Source organism: Sphingomonas degradans (genome assembly GCF_053502645.1).
The window spans coordinates 382,368-405,269 of record NZ_CP177172.1 but is presented as its reverse complement, the minus strand read 5'-3'; the positions used below and the strand labels follow the sequence as shown (position 1 = coordinate 405,269).

The 22,902-nt window shown below is 65.8% G+C and carries 13 protein-coding genes and 1 pseudogene; 2 read left to right on the top strand and 12 right to left on the bottom strand.

What is annotated here, in order from left to right; genetic code table 11:
* Positions 1 to 62 precede the first annotated feature (62 nt).
* Both ACG3SL_RS01875 and mtnP read right to left on the bottom strand, forming a co-directional pair.
* Positions 63 to 3,053, bottom strand: a complete 2,991-nt coding sequence (locus ACG3SL_RS01875; protein WP_448663442.1) for a TonB-dependent receptor domain-containing protein — start codon at positions 3,051 to 3,053, stop codon at positions 63 to 65.
* Positions 3,054 to 3,222: 169 nt separating this feature from the next.
* Positions 3,223 to 4,089, bottom strand: coding sequence for an S-methyl-5'-thioadenosine phosphorylase (gene mtnP / locus ACG3SL_RS01870; protein WP_448663441.1), 867 nt, complete (start codon positions 4,087 to 4,089; stop codon positions 3,223 to 3,225).
* A gap of 123 nt (positions 4,090 to 4,212) precedes the next feature.
* Between mtnP and ACG3SL_RS01865 the strand changes: the two genes are divergently transcribed.
* Positions 4,213 to 5,187 (top strand): quinone oxidoreductase family protein, encoded by a 975-nt coding sequence (locus ACG3SL_RS01865; protein WP_448663440.1) that lies wholly within the window; start codon positions 4,213 to 4,215, stop codon positions 5,185 to 5,187.
* A 7-nt stretch (positions 5,188 to 5,194) separates the two neighbouring features.
* Here the strand turns inward: ACG3SL_RS01865 and ACG3SL_RS01860 are convergent, their stop codons facing one another.
* From ACG3SL_RS01860 to ACG3SL_RS01815, 10 genes and pseudogenes are all read right to left on the bottom strand, one after another.
* A complete protein-coding gene (locus tag ACG3SL_RS01860; RefSeq protein ID WP_448663439.1) occupies positions 5,195 to 6,538 on the bottom strand; it encodes a pectate lyase family protein in 1,344 nt (447 codons plus the stop codon).
* Between the two features lie 59 nt (positions 6,539 to 6,597).
* Positions 6,598 to 9,882 (bottom strand): TonB-dependent receptor domain-containing protein, encoded by a 3,285-nt coding sequence (locus ACG3SL_RS01855; protein WP_448663438.1) that lies wholly within the window; start codon positions 9,880 to 9,882, stop codon positions 6,598 to 6,600.
* Between the two features lie 284 nt (positions 9,883 to 10,166).
* Positions 10,167 to 11,198, bottom strand: coding sequence for a LacI family DNA-binding transcriptional regulator (locus ACG3SL_RS01850; RefSeq protein ID WP_448665221.1), 1,032 nt, complete (start codon positions 11,196 to 11,198; stop codon positions 10,167 to 10,169).
* Positions 11,199 to 11,264: 66 nt separating this feature from the next.
* The gene (locus tag ACG3SL_RS01845; protein ID WP_448663437.1) at positions 11,265 to 12,824 is read right to left on the bottom strand and encodes a carboxylesterase/lipase family protein; all 1,560 of its coding nucleotides are present in this window, start codon (positions 12,822 to 12,824) and stop codon (positions 11,265 to 11,267) included.
* Positions 12,811 to 13,827, bottom strand: a complete 1,017-nt coding sequence (locus ACG3SL_RS01840) for a sugar kinase (protein ID WP_448663436.1) — start codon at positions 13,825 to 13,827, stop codon at positions 12,811 to 12,813. Before ACG3SL_RS01840 ends, ACG3SL_RS01845 begins: the two co-directional genes overlap by 14 nt.
* The gene (gene kduD, locus ACG3SL_RS01835) at positions 13,824 to 14,579 is read right to left on the bottom strand and encodes a 2-dehydro-3-deoxy-D-gluconate 5-dehydrogenase KduD (RefSeq protein WP_448663435.1); all 756 of its coding nucleotides are present in this window, start codon (positions 14,577 to 14,579) and stop codon (positions 13,824 to 13,826) included. The genes ACG3SL_RS01840 and kduD overlap by 4 nt, the downstream gene beginning before the upstream one ends.
* A 136-nt stretch (positions 14,580 to 14,715) precedes the next feature.
* The gene (kduI, locus tag ACG3SL_RS01830; protein ID WP_448663434.1) at positions 14,716 to 15,555 is read right to left on the bottom strand and encodes a 5-dehydro-4-deoxy-D-glucuronate isomerase; all 840 of its coding nucleotides are present in this window, start codon (positions 15,553 to 15,555) and stop codon (positions 14,716 to 14,718) included.
* 26 nt (positions 15,556 to 15,581) lie between these two features.
* Complete coding sequence (uxaC, locus tag ACG3SL_RS01825; RefSeq protein ID WP_448663433.1) at positions 15,582 to 17,030, bottom strand: glucuronate isomerase; 1,449 nt, start codon at positions 17,028 to 17,030, stop codon at positions 15,582 to 15,584.
* A 244-nt stretch (positions 17,031 to 17,274) separates the two neighbouring features.
* Positions 17,275 to 18,582: pseudogene (locus ACG3SL_RS01820) on the bottom strand (MFS transporter); the annotation flags it as partial.
* A 28-nt stretch (positions 18,583 to 18,610) separates the two neighbouring features.
* Positions 18,611 to 19,411, bottom strand: a complete 801-nt coding sequence (locus ACG3SL_RS01815) for a 2-keto-4-pentenoate hydratase (RefSeq protein WP_448663432.1) — start codon at positions 19,409 to 19,411, stop codon at positions 18,611 to 18,613.
* A 543-nt stretch (positions 19,412 to 19,954) separates the two neighbouring features.
* Between ACG3SL_RS01815 and ACG3SL_RS01810 the strand changes: the two genes are divergently transcribed.
* A complete protein-coding gene (locus ACG3SL_RS01810; RefSeq protein WP_448663431.1) occupies positions 19,955 to 22,885 on the top strand; it encodes a TonB-dependent receptor in 2,931 nt (976 codons plus the stop codon).
* Positions 22,886 to 22,902 lie beyond the last annotated feature (17 nt).

The window sequence follows — 22,902 nt, the reverse complement described above, 5'->3', positions numbered from 1 at the left end:
AGCGGACAAAAAATGGGCGGCCTCCGCAAGGAAGCCGCCCGGAGTTCGCGAGGTACCAAATATCAGAAGCGGAACGACGCCCCCGCGCGGAACTGGCGCCCGATCAGCCCGGCATAGTGCCAGGTGGTCAGGAAGTTCGGCGCGCTGGAATAGGCCGCCGGTGCGATCGGCGCGCGTGCGTCGAGCAGGTTCTTCACATTGACGTAGAAGGTGAAGTCGTCGTTCACACGTACCGTCGCATTCAGATCGTTGCTGATGAACGAATTGACGTAGCAGAACTGGTTGAGATCGGTGGAACGATACAGGCTCGCCGAACATGCCGTGGTGTATGGCGCGGTCGGTGGGCCGGCCTGCTGGTCGGTCGACACTTCCTTGATCCGCCCGACATAATAGCTCGTCAGGCTGAGCGAGAAATTGCCGAAATCGAGCGTGTTCTGCCAATTGCCGCGCCAGCTCGGCGTACCGTTGCCCGACGACAAGTCGTAGGGCCCCAGCGTACCGGCATATTTCTGCACCCCGTTGGCGACGTGCAGATCATAGTTGAACACATGCGTCGCTTCGATTCGGCTGGTGAACTTCACACCCGGCGCGATCTCGAAATTCGCCGTTGCGGCCAGATCGATGCCCGAAGTGATCGCGTAATTGGCGTTCACATAGGGCACGTTGATGATCAGCACGCGGGGCAACGCATTGGGGAACAGCGGATCGGCGCCGTCCACCGTGTTGACCGAATAGCCCGGACCAATGGCCGCGACCGCCGCCTGTGCCCCGGCAAGAGTCGAGGCACCGTAATAGGCGCGGACCGCATCGCTGATCGCAGGACCGGCGATGATGAGCTTGGACTTCTTCACATTATAGTAATCGGCGGTGAAGCTCAGCCAAGGCTGCGGCTGGAAGATGATCCCGCCGGTAAAGCTGCGCGAGGTCTCGGGCTCGAGATCAGGATTACCGGCAACGCCCCGGCCCAGCGAATAGGCAAGGCTGTACGGGTTGGTCGTGCCGCCATGCGCGGTCTGGAAGCTGGACGGCGGCGTGGTCGTCACGAAGCCGGCGTACTGGCTGCGCGGGCCCGATTCCGCGAACGTCGGTGCGCGGAATCCCTGCGAATAGGTGCCGCGCACCGCGAACTGCTTGATGGGCGAAAACTTCACGCCGATCTTGGGCGAGAAATGGCTGAAGCCTTCCGAGTAATGGTCATAGCGGCCAGACGCGCTCACATCGAGCGTGTTGAGCACCGGCGCATCGATTTCGAAATAGGCCGCCGAAACCGTGTGACTGCCGAATGCCGACGCGGTGGTCAGGCCATAGGTGTCGAGCGTGGCATTCTGGTTGTTGTTTTCCAGCTTTTCGTGACGAACCTGGCCGCCGATGGCGAGCTGCAGCGTACCACCCGGCAACTCGGTCAGCGCCTTGCTGATCGACGCGTCCACGCCGTACATTTCGGAGAAGGACGGCGTGGTCTTGTCCGGCGACAGCGCCGCGCGCACCGTCGCGCTGTTCGCCGACGGATTGACGAAATTATAGGAGCCCGTGTTGATCGCGGTGCGCAATGCCGCGATGTTGATCAGCCCGTGCTGGGTGATGCTCAGATTGTCGCGGGCATAGACGCCCTCGACCCGCCAGTCCCAACCTCCATCGAAGCTGCCGTTCAGCCCCGCCGTAGTGCGATAGACTTCGTTGGTGCGCTCGCTGCCCCCGGGAATATCGCTGAACAGATAATAAATGCGCGCGGCACCATTGGCGGGATCGTTGGCATAGGCCTGTGCATAGGGATTGTTCGGATTTAGGCGGCGGTTGGTCAGGTCGGTCGCGCAATTGTTGCCCGTCGGGCAGATATAGACCGGCAGCACGACGCCGGGATTGCTCGTCGCGACCAGCGGATTGGCGCCAAATGGCTGCGTCTGCCGGATTGCCGACGGCAAACCATGGATGCTGACATAGGAACGGCTGTAGCTGCCGGTGACATAGCCTTCGATCGTGTCGGAAACGCGATAGCTTACGCGACCGTTGACCGAATAGCGCTCCTGATAGGGCTGGAGCTGGCGATACATGTCGGTGAGGTTGTATTTGCAGCCCGTGCCGCGCGCGGAGCCGGTAGTCACCGTGAAGGTGCCGCCCGAGCAGTTTGCCAGGCCCAGCGCATCATATTGCGTGGTCGTGGCCGCGCCCGTCTGGCCGGTGAGCGGATTGTTGAGGTCGCTCTGGCTGACGCGCGTCACATAGGCAGTCGGCACGTTGACGGTGAGCGACTGGTCGGCGGAGTTGTTATCTATCCCGCCGATCGAAGAAAGGTCCTGATTATTGTACGGAAAGCCGCGCTTGCTGCTGAGCACGCGGTTATCGCGCTGGTACTCGCCGTTGATATAGACGTTCCAGCCCGCGGTTTCGTAGTCGCCATAGCCTGCGGTCAGTTCGGCGCGAACGTTCCCGGCATCGCCTCTGCCTGCGGCGCCGCCCTCGATCGAGCCCGCCACGCCCGTAAACTGCTTCTTGAGGATCAGGTTGACCACGCCGCCGATCGCGTCGGCACCATAGCTGGACGAGGCACCGTCCTTGAGCACTTCGACGCGGTCGACCAGGCTGAACGGGATACTGTTCAGGTCGACATACGCGTTGTGGCCATCGTCATTGATCGGGAAATTGGTCGAACGCAGGCCATCGACCAGCACGAGCGTGGACGAAACGCCCAGCCCGCGCAGCGATACGGCGGAGCCGCCGGCGGAGAAACCCGTCTGGAAGCCAGTGCCGATCGAGCCAGCGCTGTCGGCCGAGATCGAGCGGATCGCGTCGGCGATCGTCGTGATGCCCGCCTTGTCCAGCGTATCGGCGGTCAGGACCGTCACCGGCGACGGCGTCTCGGTGTCGGTGCGACGGAACAGCGAGCCGGTAACGACGATCGGCTCGTCCGACGTGGTCGTCGCCTGCGCATCCTGCGCCGCGGGCGCCTTTGCGGCGTCCTGCGCCATCGCGGGCTGCGCGACCATCGCAAGTGCGAGGACGAACGGTGCCGCGCTGCGGCTTAAAATGGCGATACGCGAACGATCCAACTGCATGTGAAACTGCCCCCCGAACCGCGCCGAGCGCGGAATCGCTAGTGAAACGGCGCCCGCATCGAGCGCCTTGTTTCCAAGGGTGCAGTTCCAGACACACTCTGTAAAGATACAGACACATTTAAGAACGGAGTGTTGTGCTGGAGCAACACAGCTGGCTAACCCGTTGTTTTCAGGCCAATGCGCGCCCCGCCACAGGGTCCAGCTTCGCCAACAACGCTGCATCCCGCGCGTGCGGCGCCGTGATCAGCGCGGTGTCGAGACATGTGTCGATCGGCGATGCCGGGCGCTCTTCGGGCAGGTTGCGCAGCAGGTGCATCACCATCGCCCGCGCCTTTGCTGCATTTGCGGAAAGCTGGGCGATCACCTGCGCCACATCGACCGCTTCCTCGCCTTCGCGCCAGCAGTCATAATCGGTCACCATGCCGACCAGCGCATAGGGAAGCTCTGCCTCGCGTGCGAGCTTTGCCTCGGGCATCGCGGTCATGCCGATAATGTGGCAGCCCCAGCTGCGATACAGGTTGCTCTCCGCACGGGTAGAGAATTGCGGCCCCTCCATCGCCAGGTATGTGCCGCCGACATGCGTCTGCGCCCCCGCCGCGACCGCGGCCTCCGCCGCCAGCGCCGATAGGCGCGGGCACACCGGATCGGCCATCGAGACATGCGCGACCATCCCCGCGCCATAGAAGCTCGACGGGCGCCCCTTGGTCCGGTCGATGAACTGGTCGGCGATGGTGAAGCTGCCCGGCGGGCGATCCTCGATCAGGCTGCCGACCGAGGATACCGCCAGCACGTCCGTCACGCCCAGGCGCTTGAGCACGTCGATATTGGCGCGCGCGTTCAGATCGGACGGGCTGATCCGGTGCCCCCGCCCGTGGCGCGGCAGGAACACGACGCGGACGTGCCCGACCCGTCCGACGAAGCAATCGTCCGAGGGCGTCCCCCAGGGGCTTTCGCTCGAGACCCATTCGCCGTCCTCGATACCCTCGACGTCGTACAGCCCCGAACCGCCGATGATCCCGATCGTCCAACCTGCCATGTCGCCCTCCGCTGTTGCTGCCTCGCGCCATAGAGGAGCAGTGGGGACGCACCAAGCCTTTGGTTGACGGCGGCCTGCCTGCCCGGCCATGCCAGCGGCGAACCAGCGAAAAGGCTCTTGGCGATGGCACAGGTGATCCAGTTTTCCCGCACCGGCGGCCCCGAGGTGCTGGAATGGGCAGAGCGCGAAATCGCGCCGCCCGGGCCCGGCGCGGTCACTTTCCGCACGTCTGCGGTCGGGCTGAACTTCATCGACACCTATCATCGCTCCGGCCTGTACGCCGTGCCGCTTCCCAGCGGGCTCGGGCTCGAATCATCCGGCGTCGTCACTGCCGTCGGCGAGGGCGTGACCGGCTTCGCACCGGGGGACCGCGTGGCGAGCTTCGGGCCCGAACTCGGCGCCTATGCGACCGAGCGCACCGTGGCCGCGACCGGCCTGTTCAAGCTGCCCGATACGATTTCGGACGAAGTCGCCGCCGCCGCGCTGCTGAAAGGATGCACCGCCGAATTCCTGATCGAGCGCGCCGCCCAAGTGCAGCCGGGCTGGACCGTGCTGGTCCATGCCGCGGCGGGCGGCGTCGGGCAGCTGCTGGTGCAATGGCTCAGCCATATCGGCGCGACGGTGATCGCCACTGTCGGCACCGAGGAAAAGGCGGCGCGCGCAAAGGCCGCCGGCGCCGCGCATATCCTGTTCTCACGCCAGGATGACATCGCCGCGCGGGTGCGGGAGATTACCGGCGGCACGGGGGTGCAGGCAGTGTTCGACGGCGTCGGCGCCGCGACATGGGAAGCATCGCTCGCCGCCACTGCGCGGCGCGGGCTGATCCTCAGCTATGGCAATGCCAGCGGCCCGGTGCAGGGCGTGAATCTCGCGACGCTCAACCAGCATGGCTCGCTCTTCGTCACCCGGCCCAAGCTGGGTGACTATTATGTCACGCCCGAAGAGCGGGCCGCAGGATCGCAGCGCGTGTTCGACCTGATCGCCGCGAACGTCCTGCGCCCCGAGATCGGCCAGCGCTTTGCCCTGCGCGAAGCGGCAGAGGCGCATCGCCAGCTGGAAGCGGGCAAGACCGAGGGATCGACGATCCTGCTGCCTTGAGGCGGGTTCAGCCGCGCCCGGCGGCGCGCTCGGCCATCCATTCCTCCAGATTGGTATAGCCGTCGCCATTGCGGTCGGCATTACCGTCGGCGGCATTGCGCGGGTTCAGGCGATGTGCCCGCTCCCACGCATCGGGGATGCCGTCGCCGTCGCGGTCCGGGGGCGCGGGCAGCCTGCGCAGCGCGGGCCAGCCGCCCATGTCGCGCTGGCTGTCGATCTGGCGCCCGGTGCGGTCGCGCACCCCGGCGACGATCGCCGTGTCGATCGCATCGCGCGCCAGCGACGCCCCCGCCCCGGCCAGCACGCGCGTATAGGCGATGTCGGCCGGATCGGCCGTGACCGGCGGCATCGCGACCGGCGCGGTCAGCACATATCCCTCGGGCCGCACCCCGGTGACGAGGCTCCACGGATCGGGCGGGATCACGCCGTTCATGCTGTTGCCCGCGAAATAGGCCCGGGCGAGCAGGTTCGATTCATCGAATGCGATCGGTTTTCCCGAGTTCGGCCCGGCGACATAGGCGTTGTCGACGAAATTGTACCGGGCCAGCGTCGCCTTGTCGGCATTGTACCCCGAATGCCCGCCGCCCCAATTGTAGAACAGGTTCGATCGGAAATCGAAAAAGGCGCCGACGGGATCGACATCCGGCCCGCTATAGTTGCCGGGACGCGGCATCCGGGCGGCGTGGTTGGCCCAGAGATTGTGGTGGAAGCTGATCCGCGCACCCCGCCCGCCCCGGATCAGGCTGCCATAGCCATGCTCGCCCTTGGCATGGAGCGAATGAGTGAGCGAATTGGCGATGATCGACCATTGCACGGTCAGGTCGAAATAGCCCTGTTCGGGATCGTCATAGCGGGCCGATGCCGACAGCGTCTCGTCCACCGACCAGCTGGCGGAGACATGGTCGAGGATGATCCGGCGCCCCTTGTTGATCCAGATCGCGTCGGATTCGGTGCGCGATTCGTCGCCCAGCCGCGACCGGACATAGCGGATGACGACATCGTCGGCGGACACGACCAGCGGATGATCGCGCAGCGTGATGCCATCGCCCGGCGCCGACTGGCCCGCGATCGTGACACGCGGCTCGCGGATCACCAGCGGCTTTGTCAGCGCGATCGTGCCCGATATGCGGAACAGGATCGTGCGCGGCCCCTTTGCCTCCACCGCCACGCGCAGGCTGCCCGGGCCCGCATCGTTGAGATTGGTGACGAACAGCACCCGCCCGCCGCGCCCGCCGAGCGCGCTCGCCCCTGCGCCCTCGGCACCGGGAAACGCGGGTATATCCGCCGCCTGCGCAGGCACCGCCACGCACAGCAACGCCGCCCCCGCAAATGCTGTAGAACGCCTGCCCATCGATCCTGCCTTTCGCCAGAGCGCGGTCGGCGAGGCCGGAGCCCCGCCGTCCGCCGCGATCAGAATACCAGCCGCACGCCGCCGGTGATGATCCGCCCGGTGCTGCCATAGGTCTGCGTGACCGGGTTGGCCGCGTACATGGTCCGGTATTGCGGCTCGTTCGTCATGTTGCGGCCTTCCAGCGTCAGCTTGGCGAATTTGGTCACGTTGAGCGCGATCGCGAAGTCGATGTTCAGCTGGTCCTCGTTATACCCGAAATCGCCGATCACCGGCGAGTTGCACGCCGCGCCTGCATTGGTGGTCGTACCCACCGAACAGGTGCCGCTCGAAAGCGGGAAGCGATTGACGTAGCGGGTGCGATACGCGCCGGACACGCGCGCCGAGAACACGCTGTCCTCGTAATAGAGCGTCGCGTTGAACGAATCCGGCGAGGTGTTGAGGAACGGCCCCTCCGCATAGGTATTCGTCGCGGTGGATCCGCCGGTCTGGGTGGTGTTGAGCACTGCGCCGGTCAGGTAATTCAGCTTCGAATCGATATGGGTGTAATTGGCCGTGATGCCGAACTTGTCGAACGGCGCGGGCAGGAAATAGAAGTCGCTCTGGACGTTGACTTCGATGCCCTTGATCGTGCCGCCGGGCGCGTCCTTGAACTGGCGGATCGCCCACACGCCGCCCCGGCGGGTGTAGTCGAGCAGCGTCGGGCTGGTGATCGAGGTCAGTATCTGCTGGTACACCGCCGGCTCGAACACCGTCGACAGCGCCGCCTCGCCCGCGATCTGCTGCGGGAAACTGTCGATGTCCTTCTTGAAAAAGGCCACGCCGATCAGACCGTTGTGCGAGAAATATTTCTCGAAGCTCAGGTCGAGGTTGGTGGCGCGGAACGGGTTCAGATAGGGGTTGCCCACCGTGACCGCCGGCGCCGCGCCGTTCGCGTTCAGCCCGTTGGCGAATGACGTGGTGCCGGGGGTTAGACTCGACAGCTGGGGACGCGACATCACCTTGGCGGCGGCGAAGCGGACCAGGAAATTGTCCGCCACTTCCCAATTCGCGTTCATCGCCGGGAGCCAGTCCCAATATTCGTTCTTGGCGGTCACGGCGAGCCCGGCGACACCGTCGCTTCCGCCGACATTGCCCTGCCCGGTCACGCGCGTATTCGCGACGCGCATGCCCACATTGCCGCGCAACGGACGCCCGAGCAGGTCGACATTGTAATCGACCTGGAAAAAGCCCGAGAAATCCTTCTCGGTGATCGCCGAGCGCTGGCGCCCGTCCACCACGGCGCGGAAATCGCCCCATTTGTTCACGCAGTTGCAGTCGATGCCGAACTGGTTGACGAACTTGTTCAGGTCCGGCGCATAATAGCTGGTGGGCGTGCCCGACGACACGTTCAGCCCCTGACCAAAGCCGATCGTCTGGCCCAGATCGGTGATGTTCAGCTTGGCTTCCGCCAGCGTCGGGTTGATCGCCTCGATCGTCTGGTTGCGCCTGCCCTGGTCCGCGGCATAGTCGAACTGCTTGGCCGTGACGCCGAACTTGATCGACATCTCGGGCAACGGTTCATAGGTGAAGTTCAGCCGCGCGACCTTGAACTCGTTTTCGACGATATTGTTGAAATAGCGGATCGTCGACAGGCCCTTGACCAGCGTCCAGCTGTTCGGGTTCGCCACGTCGAAGCCGGGGTTGAACACCGGCATGATCCCGTCGCCGCGCGCATCGAAGGTGTAGCCGTCGCGGTCGATCGCGTTGAACTCCGCCAGCAGCCCGGTGGCGCGGAATTCGGACTTGGACCAGCCCAGCGTGCCGTCGACGTACAGCCCGTCGAGCAGGTCCTGATGCACGTTCATCGTCGCCTGCTTGAACGTCGTCGAGCCATATTGGGCATCCGACGAGCTGCGCCAGTCGACATCGTCGAGCACCAGATAATCGGCCTGCCCCGCGCTGTTGACGTTGGCGGCGCGGATCTTGGTGTTGGGGCGGCCGATCAGCTCGGCATAATAGCCCGTGCCGTTCGACGTCGCGACATAGCCGGGCGACGCCGGGTTGTTGTAATAGTCATAGGGATTGAGATTGTTGGGATTCATGCTGTTGTAATAGCCGGGCAGCACGGCGTTGCCGGTCGCCGTCCCGTCGCAATCGATCACCGCGCTCGGCACGCAATTGGGATAGAGCGCGACGCGATCGGTGTAATAATTGGCGTTGCCCACGGGGCGCAGCCCCGCGCTGCCCGTCTGGGCCGCGCGGGTGTTGGTGCCGTTGCGGTTCAGGCCGATCGTGGTGATGCCGGTGGTGGTGCTATCCTGGTCATATTTGGAATAGACGCCGTCGAACGTGATTTCGGTATGCTCGCTCGGCTTCCACTGCGCCGTCGCCGTCGCGCCGATCCGCTCGTAGCTGAGCCATTGGCGCCCGATCGTGGGAAGTCCCGGGATGATCGTGGTCGGCGTGACCGCGGCATAAGCCGCCGGGTCCGAGCCGAACGTGGCGCCCGTCCCACCGGGCCGGGCAAAGCCATAGGTCAGCGGCGTGACGCCGTTCAGCTGCGAATTGCGATAGGCATATTCGAACGAACCGATGCCGCGGCTATAGCGATCGAGCTGCTGCTCCTGCTTCTGGTACGCGCCCGAGACGAGGACGCCGAACGTGTCGCTGAGCTTGATCGACGCGAGCCCGGTCAGGCGGGGATTCCATTTCTTGCCGTTCTCGCGATATTCGCCCTCGGCGCCCAGCGCGAAGCGATTACCCTTGTACGCCAGCGGACGCCCGGTGGTGAGGTCGATGATCGCGCCCAGCGAGCCTTCGTCATTCTCCGCCGCGGTCGATTTGGTAATCTTGATCCCGCCGAACAATTCGGAGGCGAAGGTGTTGAAATCGAACCCGCGCGAGCGGTTCGCGCCCGAATCCGATGCGTTGCCGCCCGCGACGTTCTGCGCGTCCGCGCCGTTCAGCCGCACCGCCTGGAAATCGCCGCCCAGCCCGCGCACGGTGATCGAGCGGCCCTCGCCATTGTCGCGGTCGATCGAGATGCCGGGCAGGCGCTGGATCGATTCGGCCAGGTTGGCATCGGGAAAATCGGCGATGTCCTCCGCCGTGATCGCATCGACGATCTGGTTCGATTGGCGTTTCAGGTTGAGCGCATTCTGGAGCGAGGCGCGGAAACCGGTAACCACGATCTCTTCGTTGGCCTGGACGTCCTGCGCGGGCTCGGCCTCCTGCGCATGGGCTGCCAGCGGTGCCGCGAGCGCAATGATGATCGCACCCAGCGCGGAAGTCGCGCGAAGTGCACGGCCAGTTATGGCGCGCGATGCTGCGCCAGACCCGCCAAATACCTGATAATATGGAAACATAACGACAATCCTCCCCAGCCCATCGTAAAGGGCCAAGCCAGGTCATCGCGTCACGCAGCCGGACGAATTGGTCACTTTGGAAACGCGCCCGGGCGCCATCGCGCCTGGACTTCCCCCTCATCCACTCCCACTGCCCACGGATCTATGCCCGCTGGACGCAAGCCTGTTGCTTGGTTGCGTGGATATTGTTCGCAACGATACGGCTTAGTCAACCGGTGTCATAAACCCGACGCGAGAAAGCGCAGACTGCGGCAAACGTGCAACACCCGTCGATTGGCCCGGCGTCAGCCCTCGCGCGGGGGCGCGACCGACGCGCGGTGGATCAGCGTCGAGGGGAACAGCGACGGCTCTTCCACGGCATGGCCATCGCCGAAAAAGTCGGCGAGCAACTTGAGCGCGGCGGAGCGACCCATCGAAATGATCGGCCAGTGCACCGTCGTCATCGGCGGCCAGATGTGCGAGGCGATCGCGGTATCGTCGAACCCGATGATCGACAGGTCGTCGGGCACGGTCATGCCCCGGCGCCGCGCCGCGTGCAGCGTCGCCGCCGCCATTTCGTCGTTCGACGCGAAGATCGCGGTGGGGCGCGGCGACAGGTCGAGCAGCCGGTCGGCCGCCGCCAGGCCGCTTTCGAACGTATAGTTGCCGTCCGCGATCAGGCTGCGCGGCAGGCGGATTCCCGCCGTCGCCAAAGCCTGCTCGAACCCTTTTCTCCGCTCGCGCGCGGAGCGAAAGCCATGCGGCCCGGCAATCAGTCCGATCCGCGTGTGCCCCAAGGAAATCAGATGGTTGACCGCTTCGGTCACGACGTCGCTGTCGTTGGACGCGACCATATGTTCGGCGGTATCGAGCGCCGTCGAGCCCATGCGGACATAGCGGCACCCGACCTCGCGGCACACTTGCGCCAGCATGTCGTTTTCCGACACCGGCGGCAGGATCAGCACGCCGTACAGCCGCTGCCGCTCCAGGAAGTTGCGCACGTCCGCCAGCATCGTCGAGGAACCGCGATCCACCGGGCGCACGATCAGTTCGAACTCGGTGTCGCGGATCGCCTCCAATATGCCCGCCTGGACGTTCATCACCATCTGGGCATTGGGGTTGTCGTGGATCAGCCCCAGCAGGAAATTGCGCCGCAGCGCCAGCGCACGCGCCTGGACATTGGGGACATAGCCCAGGTCCGCAATCACTGCCTCGACCTTGGCGCGGGTATCGCCGTTGAGCAGCGGCGAGTGGTTGATCACCCGGCTGACGGTCTTTTTGGAGACGCCGGCCAGTCGGGCGACATCGTTGATCGTGGGCTTGCCGGGGCGGTGCATCATGGCGCTATACTGGCTCACGGGACAAAAGGATACTGTCCACGAGACAAGAGATGTATCCGCGCATCAGCTGCCCGGCTGGATATACGGGACGCGCGCGAACAGCTCGCGCTCCCATTTGCGCGGGTCGTTGACGGCGCGGCTCTTGGCATCGAACACCATGGTCGCCCGCTCCGGCACGCGATAGGCGGGCCAGGCCGGAGCCCCCCGCACCGCCGGGCTGCCGGAGCGCGCCAGCGCGGCAAAGGCGCCCATCATCTGCCGGCTCAGCCGTTGGGCCACCGCGCCGGTTCCCGTCAGCGAGCCCTCCGCCGCGAGCGTGCCGAACACCAGCGGGATATCATGGGTGTGAAACGCGCCGCGCTCGGGCTTAACCGGCGAGGGGAAGTCGAGCTGATACACCCATGTCGCCGCCGCGCCCGCCGCCGCGCGCGCGTCCGCTTCGATCACTTGCCCGCGCCAGCTGCGCCCGGCGGTGGTCGCTCGGTAGAAGATGTCGGACGGGCTGTCGGACGGGAAATGCGCGCGATACTGGGCCACCACCCATTCGGGCAGGATGTCCACGCGCATGTCGGGCGCGATTTCGGCGGCCAGATTGTCCCAGGTCAGCGCCTTGATCCGCGCCGAATCGGGCGCGATGAACCCGCGCGTCTCGTCGCGGACATTGCCGAGGAGCATCGGAATCGCGTTCGATTGCGGATTGGCATCGGGCCAGAACGGGTGGCGCGTCAGCCATTTCATGTCGAGCACCGGCCCGAAATACACGCCCCCGCCCAGGATCGGATCGGTCGCGCCCAGCGCATCGACCAGCTTCTCCACCGGCATGTCGAGCAGCGGCGCCAGATTGTCCTCGCGCACGCCCAGCCGGTTCAGATAGGCGCGCGCCCGCGCCGTCGCGTTCAGCGGTCCCGATGCGGTGACCTGCTGCCCGCTCATCGTCGCGGCGGCATGGAACAGCCCCCTGGCCGCCGGCATCCCCATCAGCGTCGCGATCTTTGCGCCGCCGCCCGACTGGCCGAACAGCATCACGCGCCCGGGATCGCCGCCGAACGCCGCGATGTTCCGCCGCACCCATTGCAGCGCGAGGATCAGGTCGAGCTGCCCCAGATTGCCGCTATCGGCAAAGCGCGCGTCGAACCGCGCGAGATAGAGATAGCCCAGCGCGTTGAGCCGGTGGTTGACCGTGACCACCACGACATCCTCGGTCGCGGCCAGCGCGGCGCCATCGTTCAGCGGATCGGTGACGCTGCCGTTGGAATAGGCGCCGCCATGGATGTAGAGCATCACCGGGCGCCGCGCGCGCGCATCCGCCCCCGGCGTCCAGATATTGAGGAACAGGCAATCCTCGGACTGGGGGGCGTAGTTGCCCTTTTGCGGCGCGACCGGGCCAAAGCCGCGCACCTCCACCGGCACGCCCGGCGTCGATACCGCCACCGGCGCGCGGAACCGCTCGGCCCGGCCATAGCGGATGCCGCGAAACCGCCGCACGGCGCCGGCGCTGTCGCCCAGATAATCGCCGTCGGGCGCGCGCACCGGCGTGTCGGCGCTCGCGCGCGCCGAGCCGGCGAGGATCAGCGCCGCACCGGCGCCGATCAGCGTCCGGCGGTCCAGCTCAGCGCCGGACATCCATCCCGCCCGCCTCGAACGCGGCCAGATCGGCGCGGCTGAACAGGCTGGCATCGCCCGGCAGCGAATGCTTGAGGGCGGTCAGCGCCAGCCCCGCCTCCGCCGCCGCGCGCGCATCGCCGCCGTCGAGCAGCGCGTGCAGCACGCCGGTCGCAAACGCATCGCCCGCACCCAGCCGGTCGACGATACCGGCGACCAGCGTCTCTGCCGTCTGGTATCCATTCTCGCGCGTGTCGATCCGCGCGGCGATGCGATGGCTGTCGGCATCGTCAACATGCCGCGCCGTCGATGCGATCAGCTGGAGCTTGGGGAAGGCCGCGAACGCCGCCTCCGCCGCCTCGCGCCGCCGGTCCGCCCCCTCGCCCGAAAACTCGCGGCCGAGCAGCAGCGATATGTCGCGGTGGTTGCCGAACAGGACATCGGCATGGCCGATCAGCCGCGTCAGCACGGTGCGCGGGTCGCTGTCCCATGCTTCCCACAGCCGGGCGCGGTAATTGCCGTCGAACGACACCGGAATCCCGCGCGCGCTGGCCGCTTCGGCGGCGGCGATGGCGGCATCGGCGCTGTTCGGGCCGATCGCGGGGGTGATGCCCGACAAATGCAGCCGCTGGCACCCGTCGAGCGCCTTGTCCCAGTCCCAAGCATCTGCCGGGCGATCCGCGAACACCGAATGCGCGCGGTCGTAAATGACTTCGGAGGCGCGCAGCCCGGCGCCGGGCTGGAGGAAATACAGCCCCTGGCGGCCCGGCGCGACCTCGATCGTGGACGTGTCCACCCCGCGCCCGCGCAGTTCGCGGATCACCGCCTGCCCCAACTGGTTGTCGGCCACTGCCGTCACCATGCGCGTGGCATGGTCCAGATTGGCGAGCCCGGTCGCGACATTCGCCTCGGCCCCGCCGACATGGATCTGGAGCTGGTTGGTCTGGAGCAGCAGCTCGCGCCCCGGGGGCGACAGCCGCAGCATGACTTCGCCGAAGAACGCGATGGGCCGGGTGTCGATCATCGCGCCAGCCACCCGCCATCGACTGCGAGCACATGGCCCTGGACATAGTTGGACGCCGACGAGGCAAGGAACACCGCCGCCCCACCCATGTCGTCGGGCGATCCCCAGCGGCCTGCCGGGATGCGTTCCAGGATCGAACGGTTGCGGTCCGGGTCAGCCTGCAGCGCCGCAGTGTTGTTGGTGGCGATATAGCCCGGCGCGATCGCGTTGACGTTGATGCCCTTGCCCGCCCATTCATTGGCCATCAGCTTGGTCAGCCCGCCAATGCCCGATTTGGACGCAGTATAGCTCGGCACCCGGATGCCACCCTGGAAAGTCAGCATCGACGCGATGTTGATGATCTTGCCGCCGCCGTTGGCAACCATGTGGCGCGCCGCCGCCTGGCACAGGAAGAACACCGATTTCAGATTGGTATCGATTACTGCGTCCCAGTCTTCCTCGGTGAAGTCGAGGCTGTCGTTGCGGCGGATGATGCCGGCATTGTTGACCAGGATGTCGAGCCCGCCGAGCTTATCCACAGCCTCGTCCACAACCCTGTTCACAGGTTCGATGGTCGACAGATCGGCGGAAATGATCTCGGCGCGGCGGCCGAGCGCGCGCGCCTTTTCCACCGTCTCCTCGGCGGGCGAGCGGCCCACGGCGGCGATGTCGGCGCCCGCTGCGGCCAGCGCCAGCGCGATGCCCTGGCCGATGCCGGTATTGGCGCCGGTGACGACCGCGACGCGGCCGGTGAGGTCGAAGGGGTTCTGCATACACTCTCCCATACCCGCCGCCTGCGCTCCCCTCCCGCTTGCGGGAGGGGTCGGGGGAGGGCCTGAACAATTCGGGACAGGGCGTCGCGTCGCGCCCTCCCCCAGCCCCTCCGCCAAGCGGGAGGGGAGCAAAGATTTACGCCAGCTGGCAGATGTCCAGCACGTTCATGTCGGTATAATCTTGGTTCTCGCCCGCCATCGCCCAGATAAAGGCATAGGCCTTGGTCCCGGAACCCATGTGGATCGACCAGGGCGGGCTGATAACGGCTTCCTCGTTCGCCATCACGATGTGCCGCATCGCCTCGCCTTCGCCCATGTAATGGAAGACGCGGTCATTGGGGCCGTCCAGCTCGAAGTAGAAATAGATCTCGCTGCGGCGCTCATGGATGTGCGGGGGCATGGTGTTCCACACGCTGCCCGGCTTGAGCACGGTCAGGCCCATCACCAGCTGCGCGCTGTCGCAGATGCCGGGGATCACCATCTGATAGATGGTCCGCTCGTTCGATTCCTCCAGGCTGCCGCGCTCCAACGTGGTGGCGTCGGCGACCGAGATCACGCGCGTGGTGAACGCCTTGTGCGCCGGGCACGACGCCAGATAGAAGCGCGCGCCCTCGCCCGAGAACTGCACGTCCTTGGCGCCCATCGTCACGTACAGGCAGTCCTTGTTGCCCAGCGTGAAGGTCTCGCCGTCCACGGTCACGGTGCCGGTGGTCTTGCCGACATTGACCACGGCCAGTTCGCGCCGCTCCAGGAACGGGTGCCCCGCCGCCGATGCCGGCGCGGTCTGGTCGGGCAGCTTCACCGCCGCATCGCCCACTGCCACGCCGCCGATCACGAAGCGTTCGGCATGGGTATAGTTGAGCACGCATTCCCCGGTGCGGAACAGGTCGCCGATCAGATAGCGGTCGCGCAGTTCCTCGTTCGAGACGCACTCCATCATATCGGGGTGCGTGGCATAATAGGTGCGATCGAACATCACAGGCTCCGTAGGTTCAAGAGGATTCAGGCCGCAGCGGCGACGGGCGCCGGCGCGGGAGTATCGAGTTTGTAGGCGCGCCGGACCAGGCCGTTGGTCAGTTCATAGGCCAGCTCGGCAGCTTCCCAGTCGAGCAGCCGCCCTTCGGCGACCAGTCGCGCCAGGAACCCGCAATCGACGCGGCGCGCGACATCGTGCCGCGCCGGAATCGACAGGAAGGCGCGAGTATCGTCGTTGAAGCCGACGGTGTTGTAGAAGCCCGCCGTCTCGGTCACTTGCTCGCGGAAGCGGCGCATCCCCTCCGGGCTGTCGTGGAACCACCAGCTCGGCCCCAGCTTCAGGCACGGATAGTGCCCGGCCAGCGGCGCGAGTTCGCGGGCATAGACCGTCTCGTCCAGCGTGAAGAGGATGATCGACAGCCGCGTGCTGGTGCCGAACCGGTCGAGCAGCGGCTTGAGCGCATGGACATAATCGGTGCGCATCGGGATGTCGGCGCCCTTGTCGCGTCCATGGCTGGCGAACAGGCCGCCATTATGGTTGCGGAAGCTGCCCGGATGGATCTGCATGACCATGCCATCCTCTTCGGACATGGCCGCCATTTCGGTCAGCATCTGCGCGCGGAACAGCTCGGCATCCTGCGGCGTCCAGCTGTCGGACAGGATCGTGCGGAACAGCCGCTCGGCCTCTTCGTAGGATAGGTTGGCGGTCTGCGCCGTGGGGTGGCCATGGTCGGTCGCAGTGGCGCCCGCCGCGCGGAAATCGGCCCGGCGCTTGCGGTGCGCGGCCAGATAGCCGTCCCACGAATACACGTCCTCGCCAGTCTTTTCGGCAAACACCTTCATCGCGCCGGCGAACTGCTCATGCTCGACATCGATCACGGCGTCGGGGCGATAGGTGGTGACGACGCGCCCCTTCCAGCCCGAAGCGTGGATCGCATGGTGCGGCGACAGATCGTCCTGCGGCCCCTCGGTCGTGGCGAGGAAGGCGATGTTGAAGCGATCGAACAGCGCGCGGGGGCGGAACGCATCGCTCGCCAGCTTGGCGTTGATCGTGTCGTAATAGAGATCGGCAGTCGACGCATCCAGCGCAACGTCGAACCCGAACACTTCGCCGAACACATGGCCCAGCCACATCGCCGACGGCGTACCCCGGAACAGGTGGATATGCTCGGCAAAGGTGCGCCATGCCGCGCGCGGATCGGTGGCCGGCATGCCCGCCTTGCTCGGCACGCCCAGATCGTCGAGCGCGACACCCTGCGAATAGAGCATCCGGTACAGATAATGGTCCGGCGACAGCAGCAGCTCAGTCGCGTTCGACCAGTTCGCATTGGTCGAGAACCAGGTCGGGTCGGTGTGCCCGTGCGGGCTGACGATCGGCAGCCCGGCGACGTCGCGGTACAGCGCCCGCGCGATCGACCGGGTCCGCTCGTCGGCGGGGAACAGGCGATCGGGGTCGGGCTTCAGCGGCTTGGTCATGACAGTCTCACAGGGCCTTTTTACGCACGAAGATGTTGGCCAGGATCGCCAGCACGACGACGGCGGCACAGGCAAGCAGCATCGTATAGTAGGTGCCCGGCGCGAAACAGGGCGACGTCGCCCCCATCCACACGGGAATGCACCCTTCCGCCGCTTTCTTGCCCGATGCGAGGAAGATCACCACGCCGACCAGCCCGGCGGCCACCGACACGATCACTGCCCAGGGCGTCGATGCGCGGAACCGCTCGACCCGCGCCAGGCGCGGCGAGAGCAGGTGGACCGCCAGCAGCGCGAGGAAATAGGCAGCACCCGCCGAGATGAACATCGGCGCATAGCTGCCCACCCGATCGAGGATGTCGCCAGAGTATTTGGAGAACAACGCCCCGCCGATCGCGCCCAGCGTACCGCCGATCCCGATCACTGCGCCCACCGCAAAACGCGGGAAGGTGTCGGACGGCAGCGTGTAGAGGTTGGCGGAAAAGCCCTGGTGCGCGGCGGCGGCGATGCCGATGATGAGCACGCTCAGCCACAGGCTCGGCACCGACGTGGCGAACACCACCGGCAGCACGCAGAACGCGCAGATCAGCATGGTCAGCTTGCGCGCCTTGTTGACGCTCATTCCCGCCTTCATCAGCCGGCCCGACAGCCAGCCGCCCGCGACGCTGCCAACGTCCGAAATCAGATAGATCGCCCCCAGCGCCAGCGCGGCGGTGGGCGTCGACCAGGTCTTGAGGTCCAGGCCATATTGCGCGCCCAGATAGCCCGGCAGCCAGAACAGGTAGAACCACCAGATCGGGTCGATGAAGAACTTGCCCAGCGCGAAGGCCCAGGTCTCGCGCGTTGCGAGCAGGCGCAGCCACAGGCCCGGCGTCTTCACTTCGGGGTCGGCCGGGTCCTGCGTGATGTGCGCGACTTCCGCCGCGCCGACGCGCGGATGGCTGGCGGGATCGTCGCGATAGATGGCGAGCCACGCGACCAGCCAGATCGCGCCGAACACGCCCGTCAGAATGAAGGTCATGCGCCAGCCCACGGCCGGCACCATCAGGAAGCACAGCAGCGGCGCGGCGATGGCGCCGACGTTCGATCCGGCATTGAACACGCCGACCGCGAAGGCGCGCTCCTTTTGCGGGAACCAGGTGGCGACCGATTTGACGCCGGCGGGGAAGTTGCCGGATTCGCCGATGCCCAGCCCGAACCGGGCCAGCGCGAACTGGGTGACGCTGTACGCGCCGCCATGCGCGACGTGCGCAATGGTCCAGATCACGACCGCGACGGCATAGCCGATCCGCGCGCCGATCATGTCCACCACCTTGCCAAAGCCCAGATAGCCGACGGCATAGGCGACCTGGAACCACACGACGATGTCGGCATAGGTCCGCTCGTCCATGCCGAGCGCGGGGTCGCTCATCATCGTCGGCTTGAGCAGGCCGATCATCTGACGATCGATATAGTTGATGGCAGTCGCGGCGAACAACAGCGCCACGATCATCCAGCGATACCGCCCTACCCGTTCGCTCGCTTTGGCGATGATCGCCTCACCCGATGCCGGCATTACCCTCTCCCTTAATCGCTTCGCCGGCTCAGTCGCGGCGATTGTCGCCGATCGTGCACCGCACCCGCATGGCTTCACCGAAACGCGCCTCCACCAGCGCGCCGGGGCGCACCGGATGGACGCCCGTCACGGCTCCCGTCGAGATCCACTGGCCCGGCGCCAGCGGCAGCGGGCGGCTGGCGGCCAGCTCGAACAGGAAGCGCACTGCGCCGAACGGCCCGTCGAGCATGTTGCTGGCGATTCCCGTGCCGGCGGTCTCACCGTCGATTGTTAGCGCTACCGGCCACGCTTGGAAATCCTCCCCGCGCGACAATTCCGTCCCGATTACAAGGCCGTTGTTATTGCCGAAATCCGATATGGTGACGGCGGGGCCGTGATCGTTGATCCCGACAAAGGGCGAGCTGGCGATTTCGATGCCGACATGGATCACGTCGACATAGGGCGCCACGTCCTCGTTGGTCCATGCGCGGTCGAAGCGCTCGGGCAGGTTGCCGACGCGGAGCAGATACTCGGCCTCCGCCGCGGCGAACCCGCCGGCGAAGACCGGCATTTCGGGGACATCATCGGGGCCCGCGGTCACGACGCTGCCCGCGAAAATCGGCCCGGCCAGCCGGTTGTTGCCATAAGTGGCGACCAGCGGATCGGGGATGCGGCCGACTTTCCATCCGACGATCTGCGTGTCGAACAGGCGGATCGCATGCTCCTGGATGGCATAGGCATCCTCGAGCGAGCCGGGTATCGCGCCCGGATAGTCCGTCAGCGCACCGCTCGCCCGGCGGGCCTGGACAAACGCCTCTGCAATCTCGTCGGCGGCACTCTGGGCGCTCATCGGCTTCCCCTCCCCTTCACAAATCGGAGCCCGGCGGGTCTCGGGGGAAAGGCGCGCAGGGAAACGACCGACCCAGGCACAGCCAGGGCGCGTCGATCATGGCACGGCAACACCTTCATCATCCTCGAAAACCGTCACTTTTCGCCGAAGACGCGCGCCTTCGGCCACAAAAATCCCACGGAAGCGAGGTGTCGGATCGACGCATCATGCACCGGTTCGGCGCAGGGCTGCGCACGCTCGGCGCATCATCGACCACCCTCTCCCTCCGTAGTTCCGCCGAGTTCAATCCCGGCTGTGAACGCTGTACTGCTACCGGTGTCAAATTGTCGCGTCAATGCGTTGACACGCGGAAAATGAGGCGATAGCGTTAATTTGACACCGGTTACCAGCGAAACCGGTTTTGGGTGAGTCGCCGCAGAAGCGACCTCCCAGGGGAGGCTTAATTACGCTGGGAATCATGCGCCTCCCTTTCGAGCCAGGGTCCTGTGCCATTCGTGCGCAGGCCCCGAAAGAACCGCCGTACCCGGCGTCTAGGAGGGAAGTATGCGATCCACGGTTTCCACGCCCGTCAACACGCTGATCCGCAGCGCCGGAGGCGCCTCGATGGCAGCGCTCGCGCTCGGGCTCTTGCTGCCGTCCGCCGCCCATGCGCAGGACACCGCCGCCCCCGCAGCCGCCACAACGCAGGACGATAGCGCGCAGGACGAGATCATCGTCACCGGCTTCCGCCAGTCGCTCCAGGCCGCGCTCAACGTGAAGCGCGACTCCGTCTCCGCCGTCGACGCAATCGTCGCGGAGGACATCGCCAAATTCCCCGACCAGAACCTGGCGGAATCGCTCCAGCGCATCCCCGGCATCTCGATCCAGCGCGACGCCGGCGAAGGCCGCGCGATCACCGTGCGCGGCCTAGGTGCGCAATATACGCGCGTCCGGCTGAACGGCCTGGAAACGGTCGCCACGTCCACCGACGGCGCCAGCGCCAACCGTGACCGCGCGTTCGATTTCAACGTCTTCGCGTCCGAACTGTTCACCTCGATCGTCGTCCACAAGACCGCAGAGGCATCGCTGGACGAAGGATCGCTGGGCGCGGTGGTCGACCTCAACACCGGCAATCCGCTGGGCGGCAAATACGGGCTGACACTCGTTGCGTCGGGCCAGGCGAGCTACAACGATCTGTCCAAGAACTGGGGCCCGCGCCTTGCCGGTCTCCTCTCGTGGAAATCGCCCGATGGCAGCTTCGGCGCCGCCGTGTCGGCCGCCTATCAGAAGACCAACAATCTCGAACTCGGCAACAACACCGTCCGCTGGGCACAGGCGCAGTTCGATTCGGTGAACGGCACGCCGTGCTTCTACAACACCACCGGCAGCGGCTCGACGCTGGCCTATACCAATGTCGCGCGCCCCAACAGCGGCGGGCGCTATCTGCCCAGCGCCGCCTGTGACAAGGCCACCCTGTCCTTCCACCCGCGCATCCCGCGCTATGGCGAGGTGCGCCACGATCGCGAGCGGCTGGGCATCACCGGCAGCGTGCAATGGGCACCGACCGAAGCGACCAAGATCTCGCTCGACGCGCTCTATTCGCGGTTCAGCGAAGTGCGCGAAGAGAAGTGGGGCGAAGTGCTGCTGCGGTCGAACGAGCGCTCGATCGACGTGGTCAACCCGGTCTATGATTCCAACAACAACATGATTTCGGCGACGCTCAACGACGCCTGGGTCCGCACCGAGCATTACTGGCGCGAGTCCAAGACGACCTTCTACCAGATCGGCGGCAGCTGGGATCAGGAACTGGGCGACAATTTCCGCTTCACCCTGCTCGGCGGCCTGTCCAAGTCGAACGCGGACATCCCGGTCGAGACGACGATCGTGTTCGACGATCGCGACGCCCAGGGCTATTCGTTCGACTATACCGACTCGCGCTCGCCGAAGCTGACCTTCGGCACCAGCGTCACCGATCCGGCCAATTTCCAGCTTGCCGAGATCCGCGACCGCCCGTCGAACGTGGTCAACAAGTTCCGCACCGCGCAGCTGCGCACCGAATGGGATGTGACCCAAGGGTTCACGCTCAAGACCGGCGGCATGTACCGGCGCTTCGACTTCGACGTCGAATCCTATCAGCGCGATACCGCAGTGTGCGGCAATGGCGGCAAGGATCTGGTGCTGGGCACGCTCAATTGCTCCACCACCAGCACCTTCGGCCCCACCGCCGTTTATGGCTTCCCGGCGACCGCGCAGCTGTCCGAACTGTTCACGCTGGGCAATGCCGGACAGCCGAGCGGCAACACCAACAGCTGGCTGATACCCAACATCCCCGCTGCGGCCGCCTACACCAATCTGTACAGCCGCCCCAAGGTGCTCGACGTCGGCAACAACCGCAGCGTGACCGAAGAGGTCAAGGGCGGCTATTTCCAGATCGACGCCAACGGCGAATCCATGGGGCTGCCGGTCCGCGTCAATCTGGGCGTGCGCTATGCGCATACCGACCAGTCCTCGACCGGGATCAACAGCGGCCAGACCGTCACCGTGAAGCGCAACTATGACGACTGGCTCCCCGCCGCGAACGTTGCGGTGGACCTGACGCCGAAGCTGGTGTTCCGCGCCGCTGCGGCAAAGGTCATGACGCGCCCGACGCTGGGATCGCTCACGCCGGGCGGGTCGGCCGATGGCTTCAACTACCGGGTGAGCTTCGGCAACCCGTTCCTGGAGCCTTATCGCGCCACCTCCTATGACGCCGGGCTCGAGTGGTATTTCGCGCCGCAATCGATCGCCTCGGTCGCGGTGTTCAAGAAGGAAGTGAGCAGCTTCCCGGTATCGCGCACCCTGACCGAACAGACCTTCCTGTCCACCGGCCTGCCCGCCTCGGTGCTCGCCGCCTCCTCGCCGGCGGCGCTCAACCCTGCGCAGCAGGCCGCGCCGATCTGGTCGGTCACAACGACGGTGAACGGCACCGGCGCGACGCTGGAGGGGATCGAATTGTCGCTCCAGGCGCCGTTCCGCTTCCTGCCCGGCTTCCTGCGCAACTTCGGCGGCATCGCCAACGCCACGTTCATCCGGTCGAAGGCGGATTACACCCAGACCGGGCCGTTCACCTCCGCGTGCAGCGGTGCGAACTGCACCATCGGCGGCGCCAGCTCGATCACGCGCGAGTCCACGTTGCAGGGCCTGTCCACCCGCGCGTTCAACGCGACGCTCTATTACGAGGACAGCCGGTTCAGCGCGCGCGGCTCGGTCAGCTATCGCGGCGGGTTCTTCGATGCGCTGTCGGGCACGGGCAATTTGTTCGAAGGCTATAACGCGATCACCAATGTGGATGCGTCGATCCGCTACAAGCTGACGCCCCAGATCGAGCTGTCGATCGAAGGCAACAACCTGACCGATGCGTATCGCGATCGCTACGTCGATATGGACGCCAACCGCGCGTACGAGAACAACCATTTCGGGCGCACCTTCTTGATCGGCGCGCGCTTCAAGCTCTGATCGCTTCTCCACGAGCC

Excerpts from the sequence above, each read along its gene's own strand:
- ACG3SL_RS01875 (WP_448663442.1), bottom strand. The coding sequence starts at position 3,053 with ATGCAGTTGGATCGTTCGCGTATCGCCATTTTAAGCCGCAGCGCGGCA.
- mtnP (WP_448663441.1), bottom strand. The coding sequence starts at position 4,089 with ATGGCAGGTTGGACGATCGGGATCATCGGCGGTTCGGGGCTGTACGAC.
- ACG3SL_RS01865 (WP_448663440.1), top strand. The coding sequence starts at position 4,213 with ATGGCACAGGTGATCCAGTTTTCCCGCACCGGCGGCCCCGAGGTGCTG.
- ACG3SL_RS01860 (WP_448663439.1), bottom strand. The coding sequence starts at position 6,538 with ATGGGCAGGCGTTCTACAGCATTTGCGGGGGCGGCGTTGCTGTGCGTG.
- ACG3SL_RS01855 (WP_448663438.1), bottom strand. The coding sequence starts at position 9,882 with ATGTTTCCATATTATCAGGTATTTGGCGGGTCTGGCGCAGCATCGCGC.
- ACG3SL_RS01850 (WP_448665221.1), bottom strand. The coding sequence starts at position 11,198 with ATGCACCGCCCCGGCAAGCCCACGATCAACGATGTCGCCCGACTGGCC.
- ACG3SL_RS01845 (WP_448663437.1), bottom strand. The coding sequence starts at position 12,824 with ATGTCCGGCGCTGAGCTGGACCGCCGGACGCTGATCGGCGCCGGTGCG.
- ACG3SL_RS01840 (WP_448663436.1), bottom strand. The coding sequence starts at position 13,827 with ATGATCGACACCCGGCCCATCGCGTTCTTCGGCGAAGTCATGCTGCGG.
- kduD (WP_448663435.1), bottom strand. The coding sequence starts at position 14,579 with ATGCAGAACCCCTTCGACCTCACCGGCCGCGTCGCGGTCGTCACCGGC.
- kduI (WP_448663434.1), bottom strand. The coding sequence starts at position 15,555 with ATGTTCGATCGCACCTATTATGCCACGCACCCCGATATGATGGAGTGC.
- uxaC (WP_448663433.1), bottom strand. The coding sequence starts at position 17,030 with ATGACCAAGCCGCTGAAGCCCGACCCCGATCGCCTGTTCCCCGCCGAC.
- ACG3SL_RS01815 (WP_448663432.1), bottom strand. The coding sequence starts at position 19,411 with ATGAGCGCCCAGAGTGCCGCCGACGAGATTGCAGAGGCGTTTGTCCAG.
- ACG3SL_RS01810 (WP_448663431.1), top strand. The coding sequence starts at position 19,955 with ATGCGATCCACGGTTTCCACGCCCGTCAACACGCTGATCCGCAGCGCC.